General features: G+C 60.6%; 24 protein-coding genes. 5 read left to right on the top strand and 19 right to left on the bottom strand.

Going from position 1 to position 18370, the window contains the following annotated elements; all coding sequences use genetic code 11:
* Positions 1 to 86 precede the first annotated feature (86 nt).
* The 3 genes from HWX76_RS30470 to HWX76_RS30460 all read right to left on the bottom strand — a co-directional run bounded on the left by HWX76_RS30470 (position 87) and on the right by HWX76_RS30460 (position 1868).
* Positions 87 to 767, bottom strand: a complete 681-nt coding sequence (locus HWX76_RS30470) for a DsbA family oxidoreductase (protein ID WP_125380561.1) — start codon at positions 765 to 767, stop codon at positions 87 to 89.
* 69 nt (positions 768 to 836) lie between these two features.
* Entirely contained in the window at positions 837 to 1178 is a 342-nt protein-coding gene (locus tag HWX76_RS30465) for a carboxymuconolactone decarboxylase family protein (protein WP_012339018.1), read from the bottom strand.
* Between the two features lie 126 nt (positions 1179 to 1304).
* Positions 1305 to 1868 (bottom strand): TetR/AcrR family transcriptional regulator, encoded by a 564-nt coding sequence (locus HWX76_RS30460; protein WP_012365316.1) that lies wholly within the window; start codon positions 1866 to 1868, stop codon positions 1305 to 1307.
* Positions 1869 to 2111: 243 nt separating this feature from the next.
* Between HWX76_RS30460 and HWX76_RS30455 the strand changes: the two genes are divergently transcribed.
* Both HWX76_RS30455 and HWX76_RS30450 read left to right on the top strand, forming a co-directional pair.
* Positions 2112 to 2666, top strand: a complete 555-nt coding sequence (locus tag HWX76_RS30455; protein ID WP_012339017.1) for an OsmC family protein — start codon at positions 2112 to 2114, stop codon at positions 2664 to 2666.
* A gap of 145 nt (positions 2667 to 2811) precedes the next feature.
* Complete coding sequence (locus HWX76_RS30450; RefSeq protein ID WP_012339016.1) at positions 2812 to 3582, top strand: SDR family oxidoreductase; 771 nt, start codon at positions 2812 to 2814, stop codon at positions 3580 to 3582.
* A gap of 401 nt (positions 3583 to 3983) precedes the next feature.
* Here the strand turns inward: HWX76_RS30450 and HWX76_RS30445 are convergent, their stop codons facing one another.
* From HWX76_RS30445 to HWX76_RS30435, 3 genes are all read right to left on the bottom strand, one after another.
* Entirely contained in the window at positions 3984 to 4325 is a 342-nt protein-coding gene (locus HWX76_RS30445; protein WP_176016824.1) for a hypothetical protein, read from the bottom strand.
* Positions 4326 to 4338: 13 nt separating this feature from the next.
* Positions 4339 to 4653, bottom strand: a complete 315-nt coding sequence (locus HWX76_RS30440; protein WP_176016823.1) for a hypothetical protein — start codon at positions 4651 to 4653, stop codon at positions 4339 to 4341.
* Between the two features lie 172 nt (positions 4654 to 4825).
* Positions 4826 to 6835 carry an acyltransferase family protein gene (locus HWX76_RS30435; protein ID WP_176016822.1) on the bottom strand — a complete coding sequence of 670 codons (2010 nt, stop codon included), beginning with the start codon at positions 6833 to 6835 and terminating at the stop codon, positions 4826 to 4828.
* Positions 6836 to 7035: 200 nt separating this feature from the next.
* Here HWX76_RS30435 and HWX76_RS30430 point away from each other — a divergent pair, with 200 nt between their 5' ends.
* The 3 genes from HWX76_RS30430 to HWX76_RS30420 all read left to right on the top strand — a co-directional run bounded on the left by HWX76_RS30430 (position 7036) and on the right by HWX76_RS30420 (position 8996).
* Complete coding sequence (locus HWX76_RS30430) at positions 7036 to 7365, top strand: helix-turn-helix transcriptional regulator (protein ID WP_176016821.1); 330 nt, start codon at positions 7036 to 7038, stop codon at positions 7363 to 7365.
* Positions 7366 to 7827: 462 nt separating this feature from the next.
* Positions 7828 to 8067, top strand: coding sequence for a hypothetical protein (locus HWX76_RS30425; RefSeq protein WP_176016820.1), 240 nt, complete (start codon positions 7828 to 7830; stop codon positions 8065 to 8067).
* A 125-nt stretch (positions 8068 to 8192) separates the two neighbouring features.
* The gene (locus tag HWX76_RS30420) at positions 8193 to 8996 is read left to right on the top strand and encodes a hypothetical protein (RefSeq protein WP_176016819.1); all 804 of its coding nucleotides are present in this window, start codon (positions 8193 to 8195) and stop codon (positions 8994 to 8996) included.
* Positions 8997 to 9191: 195 nt separating this feature from the next.
* On the opposite strand, the gene HWX76_RS30415 is transcribed toward HWX76_RS30420, so the two are convergent.
* From HWX76_RS30415 to HWX76_RS30360, 13 genes are all read right to left on the bottom strand, one after another.
* Complete coding sequence (locus HWX76_RS30415; protein WP_176016818.1) at positions 9192 to 9905, bottom strand: HNH endonuclease signature motif containing protein; 714 nt, start codon at positions 9903 to 9905, stop codon at positions 9192 to 9194.
* 383 nt (positions 9906 to 10288) lie between these two features.
* Positions 10289 to 10918, bottom strand: a complete 630-nt coding sequence (locus HWX76_RS30410) for a hypothetical protein (RefSeq protein ID WP_176016817.1) — start codon at positions 10916 to 10918, stop codon at positions 10289 to 10291.
* A 1-nt stretch (position 10919) separates the two neighbouring features.
* Positions 10920 to 11219: a hypothetical protein gene (locus HWX76_RS30405; RefSeq protein ID WP_176016816.1), complete on the bottom strand. Its 300-nt coding sequence runs from the start codon at positions 11217 to 11219 to the stop codon at positions 10920 to 10922.
* Positions 11220 to 11324: 105 nt separating this feature from the next.
* Entirely contained in the window at positions 11325 to 12131 is an 807-nt protein-coding gene (locus HWX76_RS30400) for a DUF4942 domain-containing protein (RefSeq protein WP_176016815.1), read from the bottom strand.
* A 65-nt stretch (positions 12132 to 12196) separates the two neighbouring features.
* A complete protein-coding gene (locus HWX76_RS30395) occupies positions 12197 to 13285 on the bottom strand; it encodes a hypothetical protein (protein WP_176016814.1) in 1089 nt (362 codons plus the stop codon).
* Positions 13282 to 14190 (bottom strand): phage capsid protein, encoded by a 909-nt coding sequence (locus HWX76_RS30390; RefSeq protein WP_176016813.1) that lies wholly within the window; start codon positions 14188 to 14190, stop codon positions 13282 to 13284. The genes HWX76_RS30395 and HWX76_RS30390 overlap by 4 nt, the downstream gene beginning before the upstream one ends.
* Before the next feature lie 59 nt (positions 14191 to 14249).
* Positions 14250 to 14477 carry a hypothetical protein gene (locus tag HWX76_RS30385; protein WP_176016812.1) on the bottom strand — a complete coding sequence of 76 codons (228 nt, stop codon included), beginning with the start codon at positions 14475 to 14477 and terminating at the stop codon, positions 14250 to 14252.
* 25 nt (positions 14478 to 14502) lie between these two features.
* Complete coding sequence (locus tag HWX76_RS30380) at positions 14503 to 15498, bottom strand: lambda-exonuclease family protein (RefSeq protein ID WP_176016811.1); 996 nt, start codon at positions 15496 to 15498, stop codon at positions 14503 to 14505.
* 68 nt (positions 15499 to 15566) lie between these two features.
* Positions 15567 to 15767 (bottom strand): hypothetical protein, encoded by a 201-nt coding sequence (locus tag HWX76_RS30375; RefSeq protein WP_176016810.1) that lies wholly within the window; start codon positions 15765 to 15767, stop codon positions 15567 to 15569.
* Positions 15764 to 16732, bottom strand: coding sequence for a DUF932 domain-containing protein (locus HWX76_RS30370; RefSeq protein ID WP_176016809.1), 969 nt, complete (start codon positions 16730 to 16732; stop codon positions 15764 to 15766). Before HWX76_RS30370 ends, HWX76_RS30375 begins: the two co-directional genes overlap by 4 nt.
* Before the next feature lie 90 nt (positions 16733 to 16822).
* On the bottom strand, positions 16823 to 17257 hold the full coding sequence (locus HWX76_RS30365) for a hypothetical protein (RefSeq protein WP_080353735.1): 435 nt from the start codon (positions 17255 to 17257) through the stop codon (positions 16823 to 16825).
* The gene (locus HWX76_RS36985; RefSeq protein ID WP_279612911.1) at positions 17250 to 17378 is read right to left on the bottom strand and encodes a hypothetical protein; all 129 of its coding nucleotides are present in this window, start codon (positions 17376 to 17378) and stop codon (positions 17250 to 17252) included. Before HWX76_RS36985 ends, HWX76_RS30365 begins: the two co-directional genes overlap by 8 nt.
* A gap of 118 nt (positions 17379 to 17496) precedes the next feature.
* Positions 17497 to 18219, bottom strand: coding sequence for a hypothetical protein (locus HWX76_RS30360; RefSeq protein ID WP_239664418.1), 723 nt, complete (start codon positions 18217 to 18219; stop codon positions 17497 to 17499).
* Between the last annotated feature and the right edge of the window lie 151 nt (positions 18220 to 18370).

The raw sequence follows: 18370 nt of genomic DNA, 5'->3' as shown, positions 1-18370 counted from the left end.
GTTATCGAATCGCGGTGGATCGCCGCTTCACGCGGATATTGAACAAATCCGGAAAATTGGCTCCCCTATGAATCGGGCGCCGCCGCCTAGCCAGCACATCCGTCGATGCTGCAACTCATGCCTCCGGTGTCTGCGCTTTCGTCCGGTACGTTCTCGGCGGAGTCGATCAACGCTTTTTCGAACACAGCGACTTCACGTGCGCCCGAGAGGTACGTTCGGTTGTTGAAGACAAACAGCGGAACGCCGTTTGCGATCCGATTCGCTTCTGCTTCATCTCGCGCGATTTCGGACACCATCTCGCGATCGTCGAAGGAGAGCGACGCAGCAGAGATACCGATGTTCTTCGCAAGCTCGACGAGCGCGGCTCTGTCGAAGATGTCAACACCGTCGGTCGTCGCGGCCCGGTAGATCGCTTCGATCAATCGTTGTTTGTCTTCAGGCTTTTGGACGCTTTTGACGAGCAAGTGCGCGTCGCTCGTATCACCAAAGCGCATGGTCTCGAATCGATAGTTCAGTCCTTCCTGGGCGCCGGCCGAGCACACCGCATCCATCATTCTTTGCGCTGCTGCGGGGTTTCCGAACTTGGCATAAAGCGCGTCTGTAAAGCCAGTCGGAACCATGCCTCGCGCGAGACGGTAGGACTTGTGTGTCACGACAACGTCGACGTGCTGCGCCATGCCTTCTATCGCTTTTTCCAGGCGTCGTTTTGCGATCCAGCACCAGGGACAGACAAAGTCCGACCATACTTCTACATTGACCCGCTTCATGTTTCATCCTCAGCTGGAAATTGCTGCTTGGTGGCGCTCCGCTCGCAGCGGCAGCGCCGGGCAGGACATTTACTCGCGGCCGAGCTGGTCCAGCGCGTCGAGCACATGCGTGCTATAGACCACAGCGGCACCGGCATTGAGATTGATGGCGACACCGAGTGCTTCCGCGACTTCTTCCTTCGTCACGCCGAGCTTGTTGGCTTCTGCGGCGTGAAAAGCGATACAGCCGTCGCAGCGTGTGGTGACAGCGACTGCCAGCGCAATCAGCTCCCGCGTCTTTGCGTCGAGATGATTTGTCTTGGCGCCGGCGGCACCAAGCAAACCGACGCCTTTGATGGTGTCCGGGGTGTACCGTGCAAGTTCATGCACGCGGCGGGTGACGGCGCCGATAGTTTCAGTCCAGTTTTCCATGGTTCCTCTCCAGATAACAACCAACTAGTTGGTAGGGTTTGGGGCCAAATAAAAGAGCCATGTTCACGTGGAAAACGGCTCTCACGGTTGGTGCAACGATGAATAGCTTGGGGAAGCGATTCCTTTTTATGCTGCGGAGACGATAAGTCGGATAATGCCGCGATCGAGCGTTTCGCCGTTCTTCATCGCCCATTCGACAAAGCTGGCTCCCTCAAGAACGCTCAATACCTGATGCGCCTTCTGGTAGCTTCCGACGCCAGCGGGGATCTCACCGTCGCCGATGCCCTTGTCGATGACCTTGGTCAGCCAGCGCAGTTGCAGCTCGAAAAACCGGTGTGTGAGCTTCTGTAGTTCGGGCGGCAAAGCAGCCAGCTCTGCGGCAAGCGCACCGCAAAGCGGGAGCAGGCTTCCATCACTGCTGGCGCGAAAGGTATCGAAAAATCCGTTCAGGCGACCCCAGAAGTCCTCATTCTCGCGGTCGATTCGCTCGAACGCTTCCACCACTCTCGTGACATAGGCTTCCACAATTGCAACGCCCAGATCTTCCTTCGTCGGGAAGTGGTGGTGAATGCTTGCCTTCCGGATACCAACGGTTTCGGCCAGATCCGCATAACTGAACGCGGCATAACCCATCGAGCGCATCAGGCCCTCTCCAGCTTGAACCAGCGCGTCGCGCGTACCTACTGCCATGCATCCTCCGGCTCACTGCCAAACTCAATGAGATGCAGTCTACCTACTAGTTGGTTTCTTGTCAAGCATAGCGGCGCCCCGATCTTTTGCAGTTCCGCAGGGCGGCAAATTGTGTGATCAATCTCGCAGGAACACCGCGACCTCCAGGACGAGAAAGATCCTTGTGAAGCTACCAACTAGATGGTAGGCTTCTGGTGAGTTTCAATTTTCCCTGCGCGAGAGCGCCCCCAGGAGGACCACCAGATGACTACCCACCCGAACGGAATCGACGTGCCGGCTTTGCAGCAATTCGTGCAAGAGGTCGCCACGGACCCCACGAAGCGGAATGCACGCTTCAACGTCAAGACGAAATGGGCGCACCAGACGCGCTCCGTGGCAACCGTCAGCCACTATGAGCTGGGCGGGGTAACCCACCAGCGGCATTTCGAAATCGCAGCGGACGAACCCACGCAGCTTCTGGGTACGAATAGCGCGCCCAACCCGCAGGAACTGCTGATGGCGGCGCTCAATGCCTGTTTGACGGTCGGGTACGTCGTCAACGCCGCCGCGATGGGGATCACTGTCCACAGTCTGGAAATCGAGACGGATGGTGAGTTGGACTTGCGCGGTTTCCTCGGGCTCGACGAGAGCGTGAACCCTGGGTACGACGAAGTGAGCTACGTCGTTCGCCTCCACACCGACGCTTCGCGCGAGCGTGTCGAGGAGTTGCACCGGGTTGTGACGAAAACTTCGGTCAACCGCGCGAATTTCTCGAAGGCGATCCGCGTGGTCTCGACGCTCGAAGTCCGCGAAGGCTAACCGGCGCACGTATTGCGATGCCGGTCACGTCCCGCGTTCTACGCGGGGCGAACTGATTCATGGACGCGACAAGGCGAGCGATGGTGCGCTTTGGCACGGCCGCGCATACGGAACTGGTCCAGACATTCAAATTAAGGAAACCAAAATGAACGATTTTTCCGGTAAAAAACTTCTTGTCGTCGGTGGCACCAGCGGCATCGGGCTCGCAACGGCCAAACAAGTACTGAAAAGTGGCGGTAGCGTCGTCTTAACGGGTAATAGAAAGGACAAGGCTGAAGCTGTGCGCGCCGAATTGAGCGGGCTCGGTCCGGTCTCCGTGATCGCGGCGAACCTCATGACCGAGGAAGGCATGAACGCCATCCGTGCGGAGATCAACGCGAATCACAAAGATATTTCGCTGTTGGTGAATTCTGCGGGCATCTTTGTTCCGAAAGCCTTCATCGACCACGAAGAATCCGATTACGACATGTACCTGTCGCTCAATCGCGCCACTTTCTTTATTACGCAGGACGTGGTCAGGAACATGCTCGCCGCGAAGCGCCAAGGCGCGATCGTGAACGTCGGGTCGATCGGCGCGCAGGCAGCGCTGGGCGACTCGGCGGCGTCCGCGTATTCCATGGCGAAAGCAGGTCTGCACGCGCTCACGCGCAATCTCGCGATTGAACTCGCCGATGCGGGTATCCGGGTGAACGCTGTCTCGCCGGCGATCGTACAGACGTCGATTTACGAAGGCTTCATGGCGAAGGAAGACATTGCCGGTGCGATGAAAGCGCTCGATTCGTTTCATCCGCTCGGACGCGTCGGTACGCCCGAAGACGTTGCGAACACGATTGTCTTCCTGCTTTCGGACAAGACCTCGTGGGTAACCGGTGCCATCTGGAATGTGGACGCGGGGGTGATGGCAGTGCGCAAATGATGGCTGTTTGGAGGGGTGCGCGCTAGCAGCTGATGTGCAACGGCAACGAGATGAAAGAAGGACCACCGCCACTTCCAGCGGTGGTCCAACAGGACATTGACGGAGCAGTCGACGCCTTCATGGAGGTCGAGCAAGGAGATGCCCACGCCTGTGAAGACTATTCGCGGCGGATCGAACCTGTGCTACGGTGAATCGATAAAACACATCTAATCGCGGATAGGCGGCATCTGTTAACCGGACGATGTCTCAGGTAGCGGTGGTATGGGCTCACGGCTTTAGCTCGATCCAGCCGCTACCAGTTCAAAGGCGATCTGCCTCACTTTTGAACCCTTGGACAAAAAAAGCAAAACGATGCAGTGGGCCGCAGGGGATTCCCCTGCGGCCGTTGTGATCGTCGGAGATCACTCAGATGTCGAGGCTGCGGCGCAGTTGCGATATGCAACGACGTCGAAATCGTCCTTCTTCGCCCATCCAGCGAACGCATACGCCGGATTCTTCTCGTGATAGCGCGCGTCCGCAAGCTTGATGAAGTTGTTCTTGCGCGCGGTCACGTAGTATGTGCCGACTTCTGTGATCTGCTTCGATTCCGATTTCACATCAGGTTCCTTATAGACAGTGATCGGATGTACGAGGGCGAGGCTGTAGTTGGGCAACGTCTTTGTCTTCGTATAGACGCACGTGGTACCAGCATGGACGGTTGTGAACGCGCAGGCAGCAGCGAGTAGCGCAAGGATCTGTTTCATAGTCGATTTCCTTTCAAAAAGAGAAGTGGAAGGTGCCATCGTCGGTCTTGATGGCAACGCTCTTTACGGTGTCGCATGACGACAGAATGTCGATGGCATCGCTCGATCCTTTCGGGATCGTCCGAGGGAACCGTTCGAGCATGTTCAGCGAGCAGTCGCCGTCGTTGACTTTGACTCCGCTGATGGTCACGTCTTGATCGGTAGCGGCAAGACGCAGGCGAGGAATCTCCGGGAAGGCGGGGTTGTTGGTCAGGCCCACCTTCAGGTGACTGTCCGAACAGCCGGCCAACGCGAGTACGGCGCAAAGTGAGGCAATGAGGTTTTTCATAGGGTCTCCTTGAGTGATGCGCGTGAGGTAGGGGGCCGACGCAACCGGCCAATAGGAATAAAAAGAGCCGACCGGTTCCCCAGTCGGCAAAGTGGTTCTGGCAATCCGAGGCGGATGGGCGCCAGAACCCAGGCAATGAAGCATGGCGCGAGTGTTGATTCGCATGGCGCGATCAGCGGCGCAGCAACGGCAAGAACTGCCGGGCGACGAGTTCGTTTCCGTAGTCGGACAGGTGATCGCCGTAGCTGTAGAGGTAGTGGCGATCCTTTGTCATCGGACAGGTGTCGCGGCTGCGGTCGCACAGCGCGTTTGCCGGGTCGTAGACGAGCAGAGCGGGATGGCGGCGCTTCAGTTCGTCAATGAGCGCGGTGAACGGCGCCATGCGCGCGACGTGTGCGCGATAGCCGATCGCGCAACGCTGAGCCGCGCTCATGTCGGTGACGCCCAGTGCATGCCGCACGAAGGGCCACGCGAGCGGGCGTCGATCCATGCACTGTCGGGGATCGCGCAGACGCGGGTTATCGAGGACCAGCGCGACGCGCCGGCCGGCCCGCTCGAGTGCCTTCACCGCCCGGTCTAGACCGTCGAGCGCGGCAGATTCACGGGCCGTGGTCTGGTTGCGGTCGGCAAAGGTTTGTCCGATCACGTCTCGATCGGTCATGACGAGCACGACCGTCTTGAGTTCCGGGGTGTCCAGCAGCATCCGCAGCGCTATCGCGTTGGCGTCACGGCATAGCGCCGGATCGTCATCTGCGTTGGATGAGGTGCGCCAGACGCCTGCCATCGGCGCGCAGCTCGGACGCGCGATCAGCGTCCAGCCTTCGCCGGGCGCTGATTCGCGGACCAGCCCCCAGTACAGCGCGTCGGCCTTGCTGTCACCCCACACGGCAAAGTGCGAGCGCACGCGCTTGTCTGTCGCGCAGAAAGGAAACAGCTGCTGTTCGTCCGGCGACACGCCGCACATGGAATTGACGAACTCATGACCCGCGCCGAGCTTGGCGGTGGTCACATCGGCATCGGGACTGTAGCCCTTGCGGAAACCGAGTCCGCCGCGCGCGTACGTCATGCCGCCGAGATAGGCGACACAGACCATCAATAGACACGGTGCGATCAGCTTCCAGCGTTTCGCCGGCCCGAAGCGGATCGGACGTTCAACGATGGAGGTCGTCAGCCACGCGAGCGCGACGGCGATCACGACCAGTCCGCAGCGTACCGCCGGCGAGGGCGCCCGGCCGGCGACGATGAACGCGAACGACAACAGCGGCCAATGCCAGAGATACAGCGCGTAGCTGATCTTGCCAAACCAGACCGATACGGGATGGGCGAGCGCGTGGCGGTTGACCCAGCCGTTCCGACCGGCCGCGATGAGCGTGACAGCACCCGCGACCGGCATCAGTGCCCACCAGCCGGGAAAGACGATGCGCGCGTTCAGCAGTGTGAACGACGCGGCGCACAGCAGGCCGCCGCTGACCGACAGCGCGTTCGCCCATTTCCCGCCGACGGGCGAGAACCCGACGGCACCGATCGCCAGGGCTGCACCGGCCAGCAATTCCCACATGCGCGTGATGGGCCAGTAAAAGGCGGCGGACGGATGGTGGCCGACGAGCGCGACGTTGGCGGCGAACGAGGCGAGGCCGACGATGCCGCACGCCCATCCGACGCGCTTGGCCTTGTGCGCCGCCCACAGCACGAGCGGCCAGGCGATGTAGAACTGTTCCTCGACACCAAGGGACCACAGGTGTAGCAGCGGCTTGGCTTGCGCCTCCTGGTCGAAATAGCCGGCTTCGGTCCACGACGCCCAGTTCGACACGAACCCAACGCCGGCGACGATGTGTTTGCCGAGCTCGCGGTACTCGTCGCCATAGAGGCTGAACCAGCCGATTGCGTAGGTGCCGAGCAGCACGGCGATCAGCGCCGGGAAGATACGCCGCATCCGGCGCGCGTAGAAACGGCGAAAGGAGAAACGATCCGTCTCTAGATCGGACAACAGGATGCCGGTGATCAGGTAGCCCGAGATGACGAAGAAAACATCGACGCCGACAAAGCCACCGGGCAGTGCGGACGGGAATGCGTGAAACAGCACGACGGCGAGCACAGCGGCGGCGCGCAGGCCATCGATGTCGGGCCGGTAGACGAGCGTGCCGGCCGCCGCCGTGGCCGGGGCGGAAAGGATTTTGGTCATGGTTGTTCTTGTGAGCTGCTGCGTTTGGTTTGTAGTGTTTACTCGACAAATCGGGGTGCGATGGCTCGCTCGGCCGCGAGCGGCAGAGGACAATCCGGCATCCCTCGGATCAATAGCTAACGGATTGTAGAGTAAACACTGCGATTAACGTTGTGTATACTACGTCGTGAATCAGTCGACGGCGCGGCATCCTGCACGCCATGACTGTGAAGCGCTCATCCCCGTCCGTTACCCGACCGGCTCCGATCTCGATTGCCTTGGGCAAACGGATCAAGGAGTGTCGGCATGCGGCTGAGAAATCCCAGGAAACGCTTGCCTTCGAAGCGCTCGTCGACCGTACCTATATCTCGGCGATAGAGCGCGGCATCGCGAATCCTTCTATCGAGACGCTCGCGAACATCTGCTACTCGTTGAACGTGACGCTGGCGGAGCTGTTTGCGCCGCTGGATGGGGTGTCGCTGAAGCCGACCGGCGAGCGGCGCGCGAACGCGGCGACACCGCCAGAGATCAAGCGCCAGCGGTTGCGGTGATTGGGATGGTTCCTGCGGGCTTGTCGGGCCCAAATTCCGATGCATGACCGAAAATCGAAGGTCGGTTGTCGGCCACATCCGGTCGTTCGCTCGGCATTCAGTGTCGACCTTTGAACGGCGGCCCTTTGCCCGAGAATTGCCCTTGATCATGACAGCGCCGCTGATGACAGTCACGGGCATTCCCCGTGCGCCGTCCGAGCATCTCACTAGAATCTCACAGTCAGTCTCGCGGAATCATCCATTACGATCGGCGGGCGAATTGCCATTCGCTGCGTCGCATCGTTCTTGTCACGTGCCGTTGCTCTGCGTGTTTGCAACAGCGCGAAAACCCCGTTCGGCCGACCATAACCGCTGTTACGATTGTCTTAGAGATACCTTAGAATTTTTTAGGAGTAGCGCAAAATCTTGTTGTGCTGATTGTACGTGAGCCTTATACTTCGGCTTCCAATAAGGAGAAGCGACATGCCGAAGTCCGCTGCAACAATCGCAGAAGAAATCTCAGATCAGATGCGCAAGCAGGGCGCACAAGCCCTCACGTACCAATGGAAAGACTTCTACAAGGCGACGGGCCGCGAGCGAATCAAGGAGGCCTTCCAGGAACAGTTAACGCACAGCCTTGGTGCGAGGAGCTTGCTGATTGCCTATGGTCGAGCAGTTGTCGTCGTGTGCCAGGACTACAACTTCAATCCGGTCAAGGGGTAGATCCTCGGGACGGATGGTTCGATCAGCGCAAGCGCGCGTGTCTGGGCATCGAGCAAACAGTCCTTGAAGTTAAGCCGGTCCCGTTCATCCGGACGAGTGCCGGCGGCCTCCAACTAAGTGAAAATATGAAGCTCAAGGTCGGGGATTTTTACTACGGCGCTGCATTGGCGCAGATCGCGGCGTATCCGGCTCTGTCTCAAGTGCATTCGGTTAGTGAAAAGGAAGGCTACTACCAGCTCAACGGTGACAAGCGTCTGCTCATTAAGTACGCGACGGCCAATCGCGGAACGTGGCGCTTTACGGTCCGCCCCGACGATCTGGTGGATCTCACCTCGTCAGCTGACTATATTGTCTGGTTTGTGCTGGTATGCGGAGATGAGACCGTTTGCCTGCTCAATGAGGGCGAAGTGAGGGAGATCATTGACAGCGAGTCGACTGACAGTCAATGGATTTCAGTTACGTCCAGCAACGGCCGAAGTATGCAGGTTGCCGGGTCGGCGGGTCGGTTGAAACACCGGATTCGGCACAACGCATTCCCGCGCAATGTGTTTACGGACGGCCGCGAACTGAACAAGTACTCGTGGCCCCCGTTGTCTCGCCTGCAGTTTTATACGACTTGGCCGCACATCGTCCGCGCCACCGAAGATCCGTTTTTTGACTTGTCCGATGCACTCGCGTGGGACATCGGTCATGGAGACGAGAAGACTGTCTATATGGGGCTTCGCACCTACAGTCCGGACTGGACGGTATGGGACGACGCCGCTCTCAAGAAAATCGAAAAGCTCGTTAGATACGATCTAAATTTCGATGGGTTCGATGTTGCCATTGAGCGGGTGAGCCCTGAGTCGCTTGGTCGGGGGGGCGGGCTTGTTGCGCAGCGGTGTTCTGACGAATTTTTGTGGCGCTTGACTATCGCTCTTATGGAGTAGCAAAAGCCTGGGGAGCGAACGTCCCTTGCCGACAACGTTTCGAACTACGGCGTATGCGATCTCAAGGAGTCTTTCAACCACGATTAGCGTTGATGATCGGGGACAATCCTGCTGCATTGGAAGCGAAGGAGGCGGCTCTACTCGCGACCGGTCATTCGATCACCGGGGCATCGTCAGTAAGGCTAGTCGGCGTCGTCAACGTTGGTCCGGTGATGCTTCTTGTCTAGCGAGGAACAGGTCGTGATGGCGTTTCAAGTTTTCCAAGGACGGTTGGTCATCCGGAGTCTCAGGAAAAGCCTTAAGGCGCTGGAACTGGTATTGCGCATACTCTGTACCTTGAAGCCGTCCTGAGACAACCACCTGGCCGTCTGGATCGATAGCGATTAGATGCATGTCGAACAGCGTGTGAATGTCTGCACGCAGGAGCAACCCGTTGGACGTGGCGTAGTCCGTTTTGTGCGCGTGCGGCACGATGTGCGCTGCCTCAAGGAGAGGCACGACAATTGAACCCGTAATTGCACACGTGTCACTGTAAACGTGCCGGAGACGTTCGCGGAAGTCAGGTTGGCCACGTCGAGTTTTGACGTTCACAAGTTGCCGATTTTCGTTATCCACACCATCGTCGCCAGTTTCATCCGCAAGCGTCACGACTTCAAGTGGGACGGCACGATGCAGGTCGATGTACTGTTCATCGTAGTTGTGATTGAACTTCCTCCATCCAGCGCGCAGCCACGCGGCCGGGATAGGTTGCGACTTTGAGTTACTGAGGTATTGAGGCGCATGGACAAAAACGGATTTGGGCAATTTTTCCAGGCCACTGTATTCTCGAATTTGTTCGTACGTAAGCCTAACGGTGTCTTCGGGCAGGTTACGCAGATGCGTTTCAAATGCGTCGTATCCTTTTGCCATGGTAAATCAGTTCCTCAAATAGATCTGAATTGTGCTTGCCGGATTATGCAGTCTACCTTGCAGAATTACCCCACTGCGACCGTGCGGATGTTCCGCGCGTACCTCTCGGCTTGCAGACCGCTGGCGAGGTGGATGGGTACGGTATTGTAGCTACGGTTCAACGTGCGGCGACCTGCGCCTTGAACACATTTGCATCGATGCCCAGATGACCGCCGCGAGGGGCGGTTACAGATTGGAAGCAGCTTGTGAGTAGACGTGAGCCCGCAGGACCTTAAGCGTCGCCAACAGCCGGCCCTGGTTTGTAAGTGCTCTAACGGCTTGTTTGTTCTGCGACTGTGCGGCACTGAGCGCCGCGCGAACGCGGCGCTGCACGAGATCACGCTTCAGCAGCCGCCGACCGCATAGCGGATCGACACGCCGCCGCGCAATTTCACGGCTCGCGCGGTGATGGGTGATCGATAGCGGAATAGGCTGTTGCGGTGTCGGTCGAGACGCGGATTAAATCCCGCGAGCCCTGGTTCGTTGCCTGCTGGATCGATCTGCAACAATGCCTGCGCGTCGAACGCCCGACCGTGCCGACATCCCTCGACGCCGACAACCAGCGCGGCATGCCGCCTGACCGTATGTCGTTGTCGCCAGCCGACGATCACCGGCCAACCGGCTTCCAGTTCCCGGCGAGCAAAGTGCAGGATGGTTGGGCCGGAGGCCGAGCAGTTAGCTGGGCGCACACCAAGATTCAGTTCGGCAATGAAGCTTGCGAGTTCAGACAATGCCAGACCATGCAGGTGGTGTGGCCAAGCGTCGTCCCACACACTCTGTTCGGGGCCATCGGTGTGATACGGCAAGTAGACAGGATCAGCCAGCTTGCCGAGCAACGCGAGCGCCATCGCGACGCGGTGCAATGTGCTGCCGCCATCCCAGTGTCCCTGACGGCTGAACAGTGGGTTACCCGACGTGGCAAGCGTCGGCTGCCGGCCGAGCCGCATGCCGGGGTGGAATTGCTGGATCAGCATGTCAGTAATCTCCTGGCAGCAAGAATGTCGTCGACGAGCGATCCCACTCCGTGATGACCCAGACTGTTTGTCCGCCGGGCAGCACGTAGCTGGACAGCAGGCGCAGTCCGACCTCGATCGACAACTCGTTCTGCTCACGGTCGGATTCGGACAGATCGCCCCAGTCGCCGCGTACATGGCGGATCAGCAGGTCGATGATCGAAACACGCGCGTCGGTGATCGCTTCCAGCGCGGCGGGCGTGGCGAAGATGCGGCCGAGCTTGAAGCGCGGGCTGGCGTGGATCTTGGAAGGTAGTGTCATGACGGATTGCTCCTGAATATGGGCGAGCGCTGGCCTCCGGTAGAACCGGATACCGATGTCGCTGAATGAAATGGGGAAAGACGAGACGCAGGACGCGTCCCGGTGCTACCGTGCTTCCGAGGCGAGCGCGCCTGGATAGTGCTTGGCGAGGATCTTGTTCATTTGCTCAACCAGATCCGGGCGTAGGAACGTCAAGTGTCCGTTGCCGTTCTTGAACCAGCGCAGGTGAAGGTAGGCGTTTTCAGCTTCGGTCTTTCGTTGATGCTGTGCGTCCATGACGAGCCCCGAGATGCCGTGGCGATGATCCGGCTCCGGTTTTCCATCGAGGACGCTGAATACCCGCATCAGATCGTCGAGCTCGTTCGTGACACGGTAGTTCGAGCTACCGTGCGAGAAGAGGTACTTGACGATGATGCGCTTGCCGAACTTGAAAGGTTGATTTGTCTTGTAGCACCACGACAGCCGCCGGAAGCACTGTAGTACACCGCGCTCGAACATGTCGCCCCGCGCGCCGTAGAGCTGCGCGAAGGTGGCTTCGATGTTGGAGACGGTGAGTTCCGGCACGTCGCCTTCGGCAATCTGGTTGCTCCATTGTTCGCGGGCCTTGGCGTCCATGAAGGTGCGCAGTCCCGACTCCACAAGCAGGTAGTCCCAGCCGCGTATGTCGACAATGCGGACCATGGCGGCTTCGGCCTCGTCACGTTTGGCATATTCTCCGGTAATGGTCGGTCGCCCACGACAGCCGTAGCTTTCATCGAGGACGAGTCTTGGAAATCCGAGATGTGCAGCCTTGGCAAGCTGTTGGGCTTCGCCGAGCAGATCGAGGGCGGCGCGCACGCGCTCGACGACGGCGACGCGCTGGTTGGCGAGATTTGCGATGCTGATGCTGGGGACGAGCGTGTTCGATTCCATATTTCATGGCGATGAGAAAGTGATGGGGAAAGCAACAGCAAAAGCGCCGGGCGCGAAGCCCGGCCTTATGCCGTCACGTTGAGTTCGGCGAGCTGACGACGGAGTGTCGTCGCGCGCGCCTGGGAGCAGCCGAGGTGACGACGGATGTCGGCGACGGTCGGGCGAACCATGCCGGCGGTCACGTCTTGAACGAGTTGCGACAGGTAGTCGTCGATAGGCGCACCAGCGGGAAACGGTGCGACCGGGGCATCACGCGGTGCACGACTGCCGGGTGCAGTGACGTGACTAGGGCGCTCGTTTTTGCGACTAACGGTCGGCGCGGCGTGACTCGCCATGACGAGCGTGACTTCCGGCTGGTCGGAATCCGTCACATTCGTGACCGGCGCGACTACCGGACCGGTCACGTCGGCCGGTTCCGTGACTGCCGGGACGACTGACGACGCGGCGCTGGTTCCGGTCGATTCAGCCACCGGTACCGACGACCGAAGCGCAACGGTCCACAACAGACACGCGACACCTTCCAGTACAGCCGCGAACATCAATCCCGACACAAGGTCGATACGCGGTGTCGTGACGCCGAGTAACGCGGCGAGTCGCGACGTGACTGGATCGACGCGTAACGCGTCACGCTGCGCCGTGACGCGATCCGTTGCGGCCTGCTGACGCCGAACGTCGTCCGCTTCGGCGTTCAGCGCGTCCAGTCGCGCCGCGAGTGTCGCGCGACGGGCTTCGAGCGTTGCGCAATTACCGGCGCAGTAACGCGCGTTGGCCGATGCAAGCTGTGCGGCGACGGTCGCACGTTCGCCCATCACGACCGTCAGGCTCCGTCCGGGCGGTCGAGTCGGCGGCACGGCCGACGCCCGCACTTCGCCCGCATGTTGTTGTGCCGTGACGAAGAAAACGGCGTGCCCGTAACACGCCGTCGCGAGACACGCGCCCCATAGCAGGCTACCTACGCCGCGCACCAAGACCGGCGCATCGCGAATCAGCGCCGGCAGCAGGTGCGCACTGACGACCAGCACGATGCCGATCGCGACCCAGACGACTCGCTCTGCCAACGCGCCGCCGCGCTGCCAGCCTGCCAGAATCGACAGGCTGAGCGCGGTGGCGGTCGCGGCGGTCGCCAGAGCGAACGCCCAGCGCTGCGCGCTCATGCCGCTTTGCTGCCGAGCAGGACGGCTTTGCGTTCGAGCTTGTCGCGCAGGGTAGGCGGCGTCTTCGCACCGCCGCTGTTCGCCGCATCCGATGGTTCCGGCGTCGTCTCCGGATAGAACTCCTCGGCGATGGCCGCGCGCTCATCGGGACTGTCCTCGAACGCGCCGTTGGCGAACCCCGCACGTGCTGCGGCATCGAGCGCAGCCTGATCGAATCCGGCGGCGCGGCGACGCGTATCCAGCTCCTTCGCCTCCATCAACGCCTGTTCGAGCGCACTGCCCGAACGCACGCCGAGGTCGACGTAGTAGATCGCCGACCGATAGCTCTGTGTCGTCGACTTGCCGCGCAGCTTCAGTTCCAGTGGCAGGCAGGCGAGGAGATTGCCGGACACCGCGCGAAAGTAATGCAACCGTGCGGCGAGCGTTCGGATACTGTTATAGGACGTGGTACGGAAGATGAACGAGCCCAACTCGTCGTCGTCGCCGACGATCACGTTAAGCCGGCCGTAGGGTTTGCAGTTGCCTTGACGACCGAACGTGCAACTGTCCGGCGAGGGGCAGGGAAGGGCTTCGATGCCCGCATCCGTCACACGTCGGCACGTCTCGCCGTTGCCGACGCACACGGGCCGTCCGGTATCACGGTCGAACAGCGTGTACTCGGCACGCAGGTTCAGGTCCGGATCGTTGAACAGCACGCGCATCGGAATTGCGCGCAGCTTGCCGGGCGTCGCTTTGCGCAGCGTTTCGTTCAGCGGATGCAACATCCACTCGCCGCGCTGTTGTACCTGTGTGGTAAGCGTGAATTGGTCGTCCTTCTCGGGCAAGCGCTTGCCGTTCTTCTCGACAATTTTTCCGATCGCGATGCGACCGACAACCGGTGGTGTAATAGCCAAACCCTTGAGCATGATGGTCCTCCAAATAGAAAAGGGAAAAGAGAGCAGCGATCGCCGGTAAGCTGTACGGGCTACCGAGCGAAATGCGATTCGAGCTTGATGTGGATTTCCTGGGCGACGCCGTGCCAGGCACGCGCGCTGACAAGCGGGTGATTCCCGAGCTGTTTATGCAACTCGTCGAGAGGGAGCTTGGCGACGCGTTCGGCGTGCTTGCTCAGCGCGTCCATGACGAATGCCTGCGCGAGTGCGCCGTATCGCGAGAACTCCATGATGTCGGTGAGGCATTCGAGATTCGTCATGTGTCGACTCACGGTCAGACCTCCGTTAGGTGGAAATGAGGAAGCGCCGTGAACCGGGCTTCAAGATGGCGTACTGCTGTTGGAGCGCGGGGTGATCGGCCAATAGCCGCTCCAGGTCGACTGAAGACGAATCCCTGCTGCGCTTGAACGACACGGAGCCGGTCTGGAAGACAGCCCGGATTGCGTCACCCATCGCCTGCTGGATCGTTTGCTTGAATTGCGCTTCGAGCAGCTGTCGCGTCTCGATCTCCGCCCGTACCGCAACCAGATCGGCAAAGACGGACGAAAGGCGGTGGTCGTCGCTGAAGTCGACCGTTTCGCCATTGCCCGGATACAGGTGCCGCAGCGCACGGTCGGCCGACTCCGATCCATCGGCGGGGGGCGGCGTGTCGGTTTCGACGAACCGCCAGAACCGGGCTTCGAGTTCGATCAGTCGTCCAATCAGCGCGTCGTCGCGTTCGATCCGATGGACTTCGAGGGCTTGGCCGCACAGCAGCACAGCGACGTGTGCCGCCGTCTTGCCGGTCACGGCCAACTGATGCTGAACCTGGATCTGTACGTACTCGGGCACACCGTCACGCCAGAGCCGCGCGCCGAACTCGCCGGCTGTCTTGCATTCCATAATCTGCACGTCGGGCGCACCGACGATCTCGCGATCGATGTTCGCCAACATGAACGGGATCGAGGGATGCCGCAGCACGGCGTTCACGCGCCGAACCCGATTGCCGGTCTGCTTCGTGTACGAGGCTGCAACAATCGGTTCCAGCAGCGTGCCCCAATACGTAGGTGCCGTTGTATCGTCCGGATCGGGACGGGGAAGGCCGTCGGCACGGCCGGTTTTGTCGAGCCACAATTCCAGCGCGCTCATGTACGGATTCAGGCCGACCGCAGCAGCGGCGTCCGATCCGCCGATGCCGGTTCGGCGCACGGCGAGCCAGTCATCTCGACTCAGTTCCTGCGTCTTGACGAGCTTCAGCGCGGGCTTGCGTGCGCGAGGTGGTTCGGGGTGAGGTGTAGTCATGGTTTGCTCCAAAAACAAAAAGCCCGGCAGAGCAGATCTGGCCGGGCGAGAGGTGAGGGGATGGGAGGCTATTTGGAACCGATACGGCGCATGGCGTCTTGCAATGCGTCGTATGCGAAGGTCACGAGCTTCCCGTTTCCGAGGTGGACTGTCGTACCTTGTGGTGTGATTTGCAGGATCGTGGCGTAACGGCCGCCGAACCGTAACCCGGCGCCGCGCGGAATCTGAATGCGCATGTCGACAGCCAGAGGCGGGATGGGCTTGGTCATGCGACAAGCTTCATGGCCTCGTCCCACGCGCGTTGCTTGAGCGTTGCGCCGGCGCCGAACCAAGCAGCGTCCAGGCGGTGATCGTCACTGCGCGCGCGGCGATGATGATCCACGTATTCGGTGACCGCATTGAGCAAGCCCCACGCCGTGCCCGATGCCGAAGCCAGGTCCGCGCCTTTCCCGCGTCCGGCGTAGAGCTGACCGACCGCCTTGATGGCGCGCTCGTTGACGGCCACTGCTTCACGATCGGGGAGATTGGTCGTGGAGTACGTCAGCACGCGCCGCAGGAACGCTTCGGCGGCCGAGTCGGTCACCTTGCGCTCGGATAACGCTTTGGTTCGTGCCATAAAGGCGTCCCATGTGGAGACGGCGATGCCGAGCTGGCGCTTGACAGCCGCCGCATCGAACTGCGAACGGTGCGACACCTTGATCGCGCCAGCGCTATTGCCCAAGGCGATTTGAAGTGTGTTGTTGCAAACCACACGTACCGACGTGAATTGCGCGGTGGTCGCCAAGGTCCCGTCGCAGGCCGTGGCGAGCAGCAGATAGCCGTTGACCTGATCCTTGCCCTTGAGCGTGCCGGATTGACCGGTGCGGGCGAGCGCCCACAGCTTGCGTCCTTCCTTGAGCACGCCGGCCGTCTCGAGCTGGAAGCCGCCGATCTCCGTCAGGTCGCGATAAAACTCCAGGATCTCTTCGGGCTGTACGACCTGATAGCGAGCGGAGACGACGGACAACGGTGTCTTGTTGTCCGAGCGGTACAGCACTTTCTGTTCCGGAAACGCGTGAATCGAGCCAAGGCTGCGGCCGCCGGCGGCGACGAAGCGTACTTCGGCTTCTTCAATGCGCCAGTCCATCCCGGCAGCGCGCGCCCAGACTTCGAGCGGTTGTTTCGGGGCGAGCTTGTTGCCGAGGCCATGCCACGGTTCGGCCCCAAGGTAGGCCATTGACTGAACGAGATGCATGAAAAACTCCTATTAGAAAATCACGGTGCATAAAGCCCGGCCGAGGCCGAGCGGAACGAAATCAATGAGGAAAATGCGACGAGAAACGGACTAACGAGGTTGAACGCTGAAGGCGCGTCCGCAGGCGAGGCAGCGCCAGTTGTCGAGAATCTTTTGGTCGACGGCTTCACCAAAGGCGGCACCGGTTGCGCAGCCAGCCGCGCCAGCGATCAGGCCGGCTAGGATTGCACCGGCCACGCCACCGCACGCGGAACCGATCGGACCGGCGATCAAGCCGGCCGTGGCGCCGGCCTCCGCGCCCGACAACGCGATAGCGACGGCGCCGGTTGCGCCGGCCGCTGCACCGACTGTTCCGCCAATACGACGAGCGACATGGCGGGGTTCCGTACGCGGCGACTGGCACTGCGGACACGGATAAGCCGGCCCCAATCCGGGACGGTAATGGGTGGATTCAGCGGTATCCGATCGTGACGGGCCGGTGGACCAGGATTCCTCGTCGTCATCGAACGGGCGGTGATCATGCATGGGTTGTAGTCTCCTTGCGAATCTTGCCGACGTACTTGCAGTGGCATGCGGCGACCAGCATCCCGCCAATGAACGCGGGGGCGAACGCGGCGAGGTAGTCGAGTGGAGAGGGATAGAGCATGGTTCGTTTCCTGAGAATGGACGAACGCGACGTGATGCATTGGCATGCCGACGCTGGCCGATGGTGCGGTAATTGAGCGCTTTCGGCCGGTTGTGCGGATCAGACGGCACGGAGGGGCTCAACGAATGGTGGAGCCGAAGCTGTGACCGCACGTCAAACATCTATGGTTGTCGAAGACGTTGTCGTCGAGCACGGCGCCGACAGCCGAGCCGGCGACGGAACCGGCTGCGCTGCCAAGCAGACCGGCAATCACCGCACCGGCCAGTCCGCCGAACACAGCGCCGACCGGTCCGCCAACCGCGCCAACGGCTGCGCCGGCTTCGGCGCCGGACAACGCCATGGCAAAACCGCTGGTCGCGCCAGCGACGCTGCCGATCGTGCCGCCGGTCTTGCGACCGACATTGCGCGTTTCAACGTGCATCGAACCGCACTGCGGGCAGCTGTGCGCGTCCGCTCGGGATGAGGCAGCTTCCTGCGTCTGTGACGGTGCGTAAGAGAAATAGTCGGAGGGCGGCGGCGTGTGACGTGCCTCCGGTGCGGGCGATGCATGTTCGAAAAGCGGCTCATCAAACTCGCGCGGCGCGAATGAAGCGGATGCTTCGCGGTTTGACGACATGGAAGCTGGGGTGCGTAGCGCATCCAGCGCATGATCGGGATACGGCGCGAGCGCTTCCCATTCATCGTGTTCGTCGATCACGGCGGACGACGGCGAAGACGGGGCCGGGAAGGGAGGGGAGGTCGGACGATCTTTGGTCGCGAGCCAGTAAAAGCCGAACGCGAACATCGCGACGAGGACGAGTGCCAAGCCGACCAGCACGGCAGTATAGAGAGTGGAATTCACGAAATCTCCTGAGCGAAGTGCACCGATGCGGAAATACAGCGGCGGAGCGACCAAAGCAGGCCGTGCTCGTGGAGGTGATATAGGTGTGAAATTTTCTGGGATAGACCCTAATAGTTTTCCTAACCAAGTGCTCATGTCCCAAATTAATAGT

Origin of the sequence: Burkholderia sp. BCC0398 (assembly GCF_902833245.1) — a bacterium.
Taxonomy (GTDB): domain Bacteria; phylum Pseudomonadota; class Gammaproteobacteria; order Burkholderiales; family Burkholderiaceae; genus Burkholderia; species Burkholderia sola.
The sequence above is the reverse complement of the archived record's forward strand: the minus strand, read 5'-3'. Positions and strand labels throughout refer to the sequence as shown.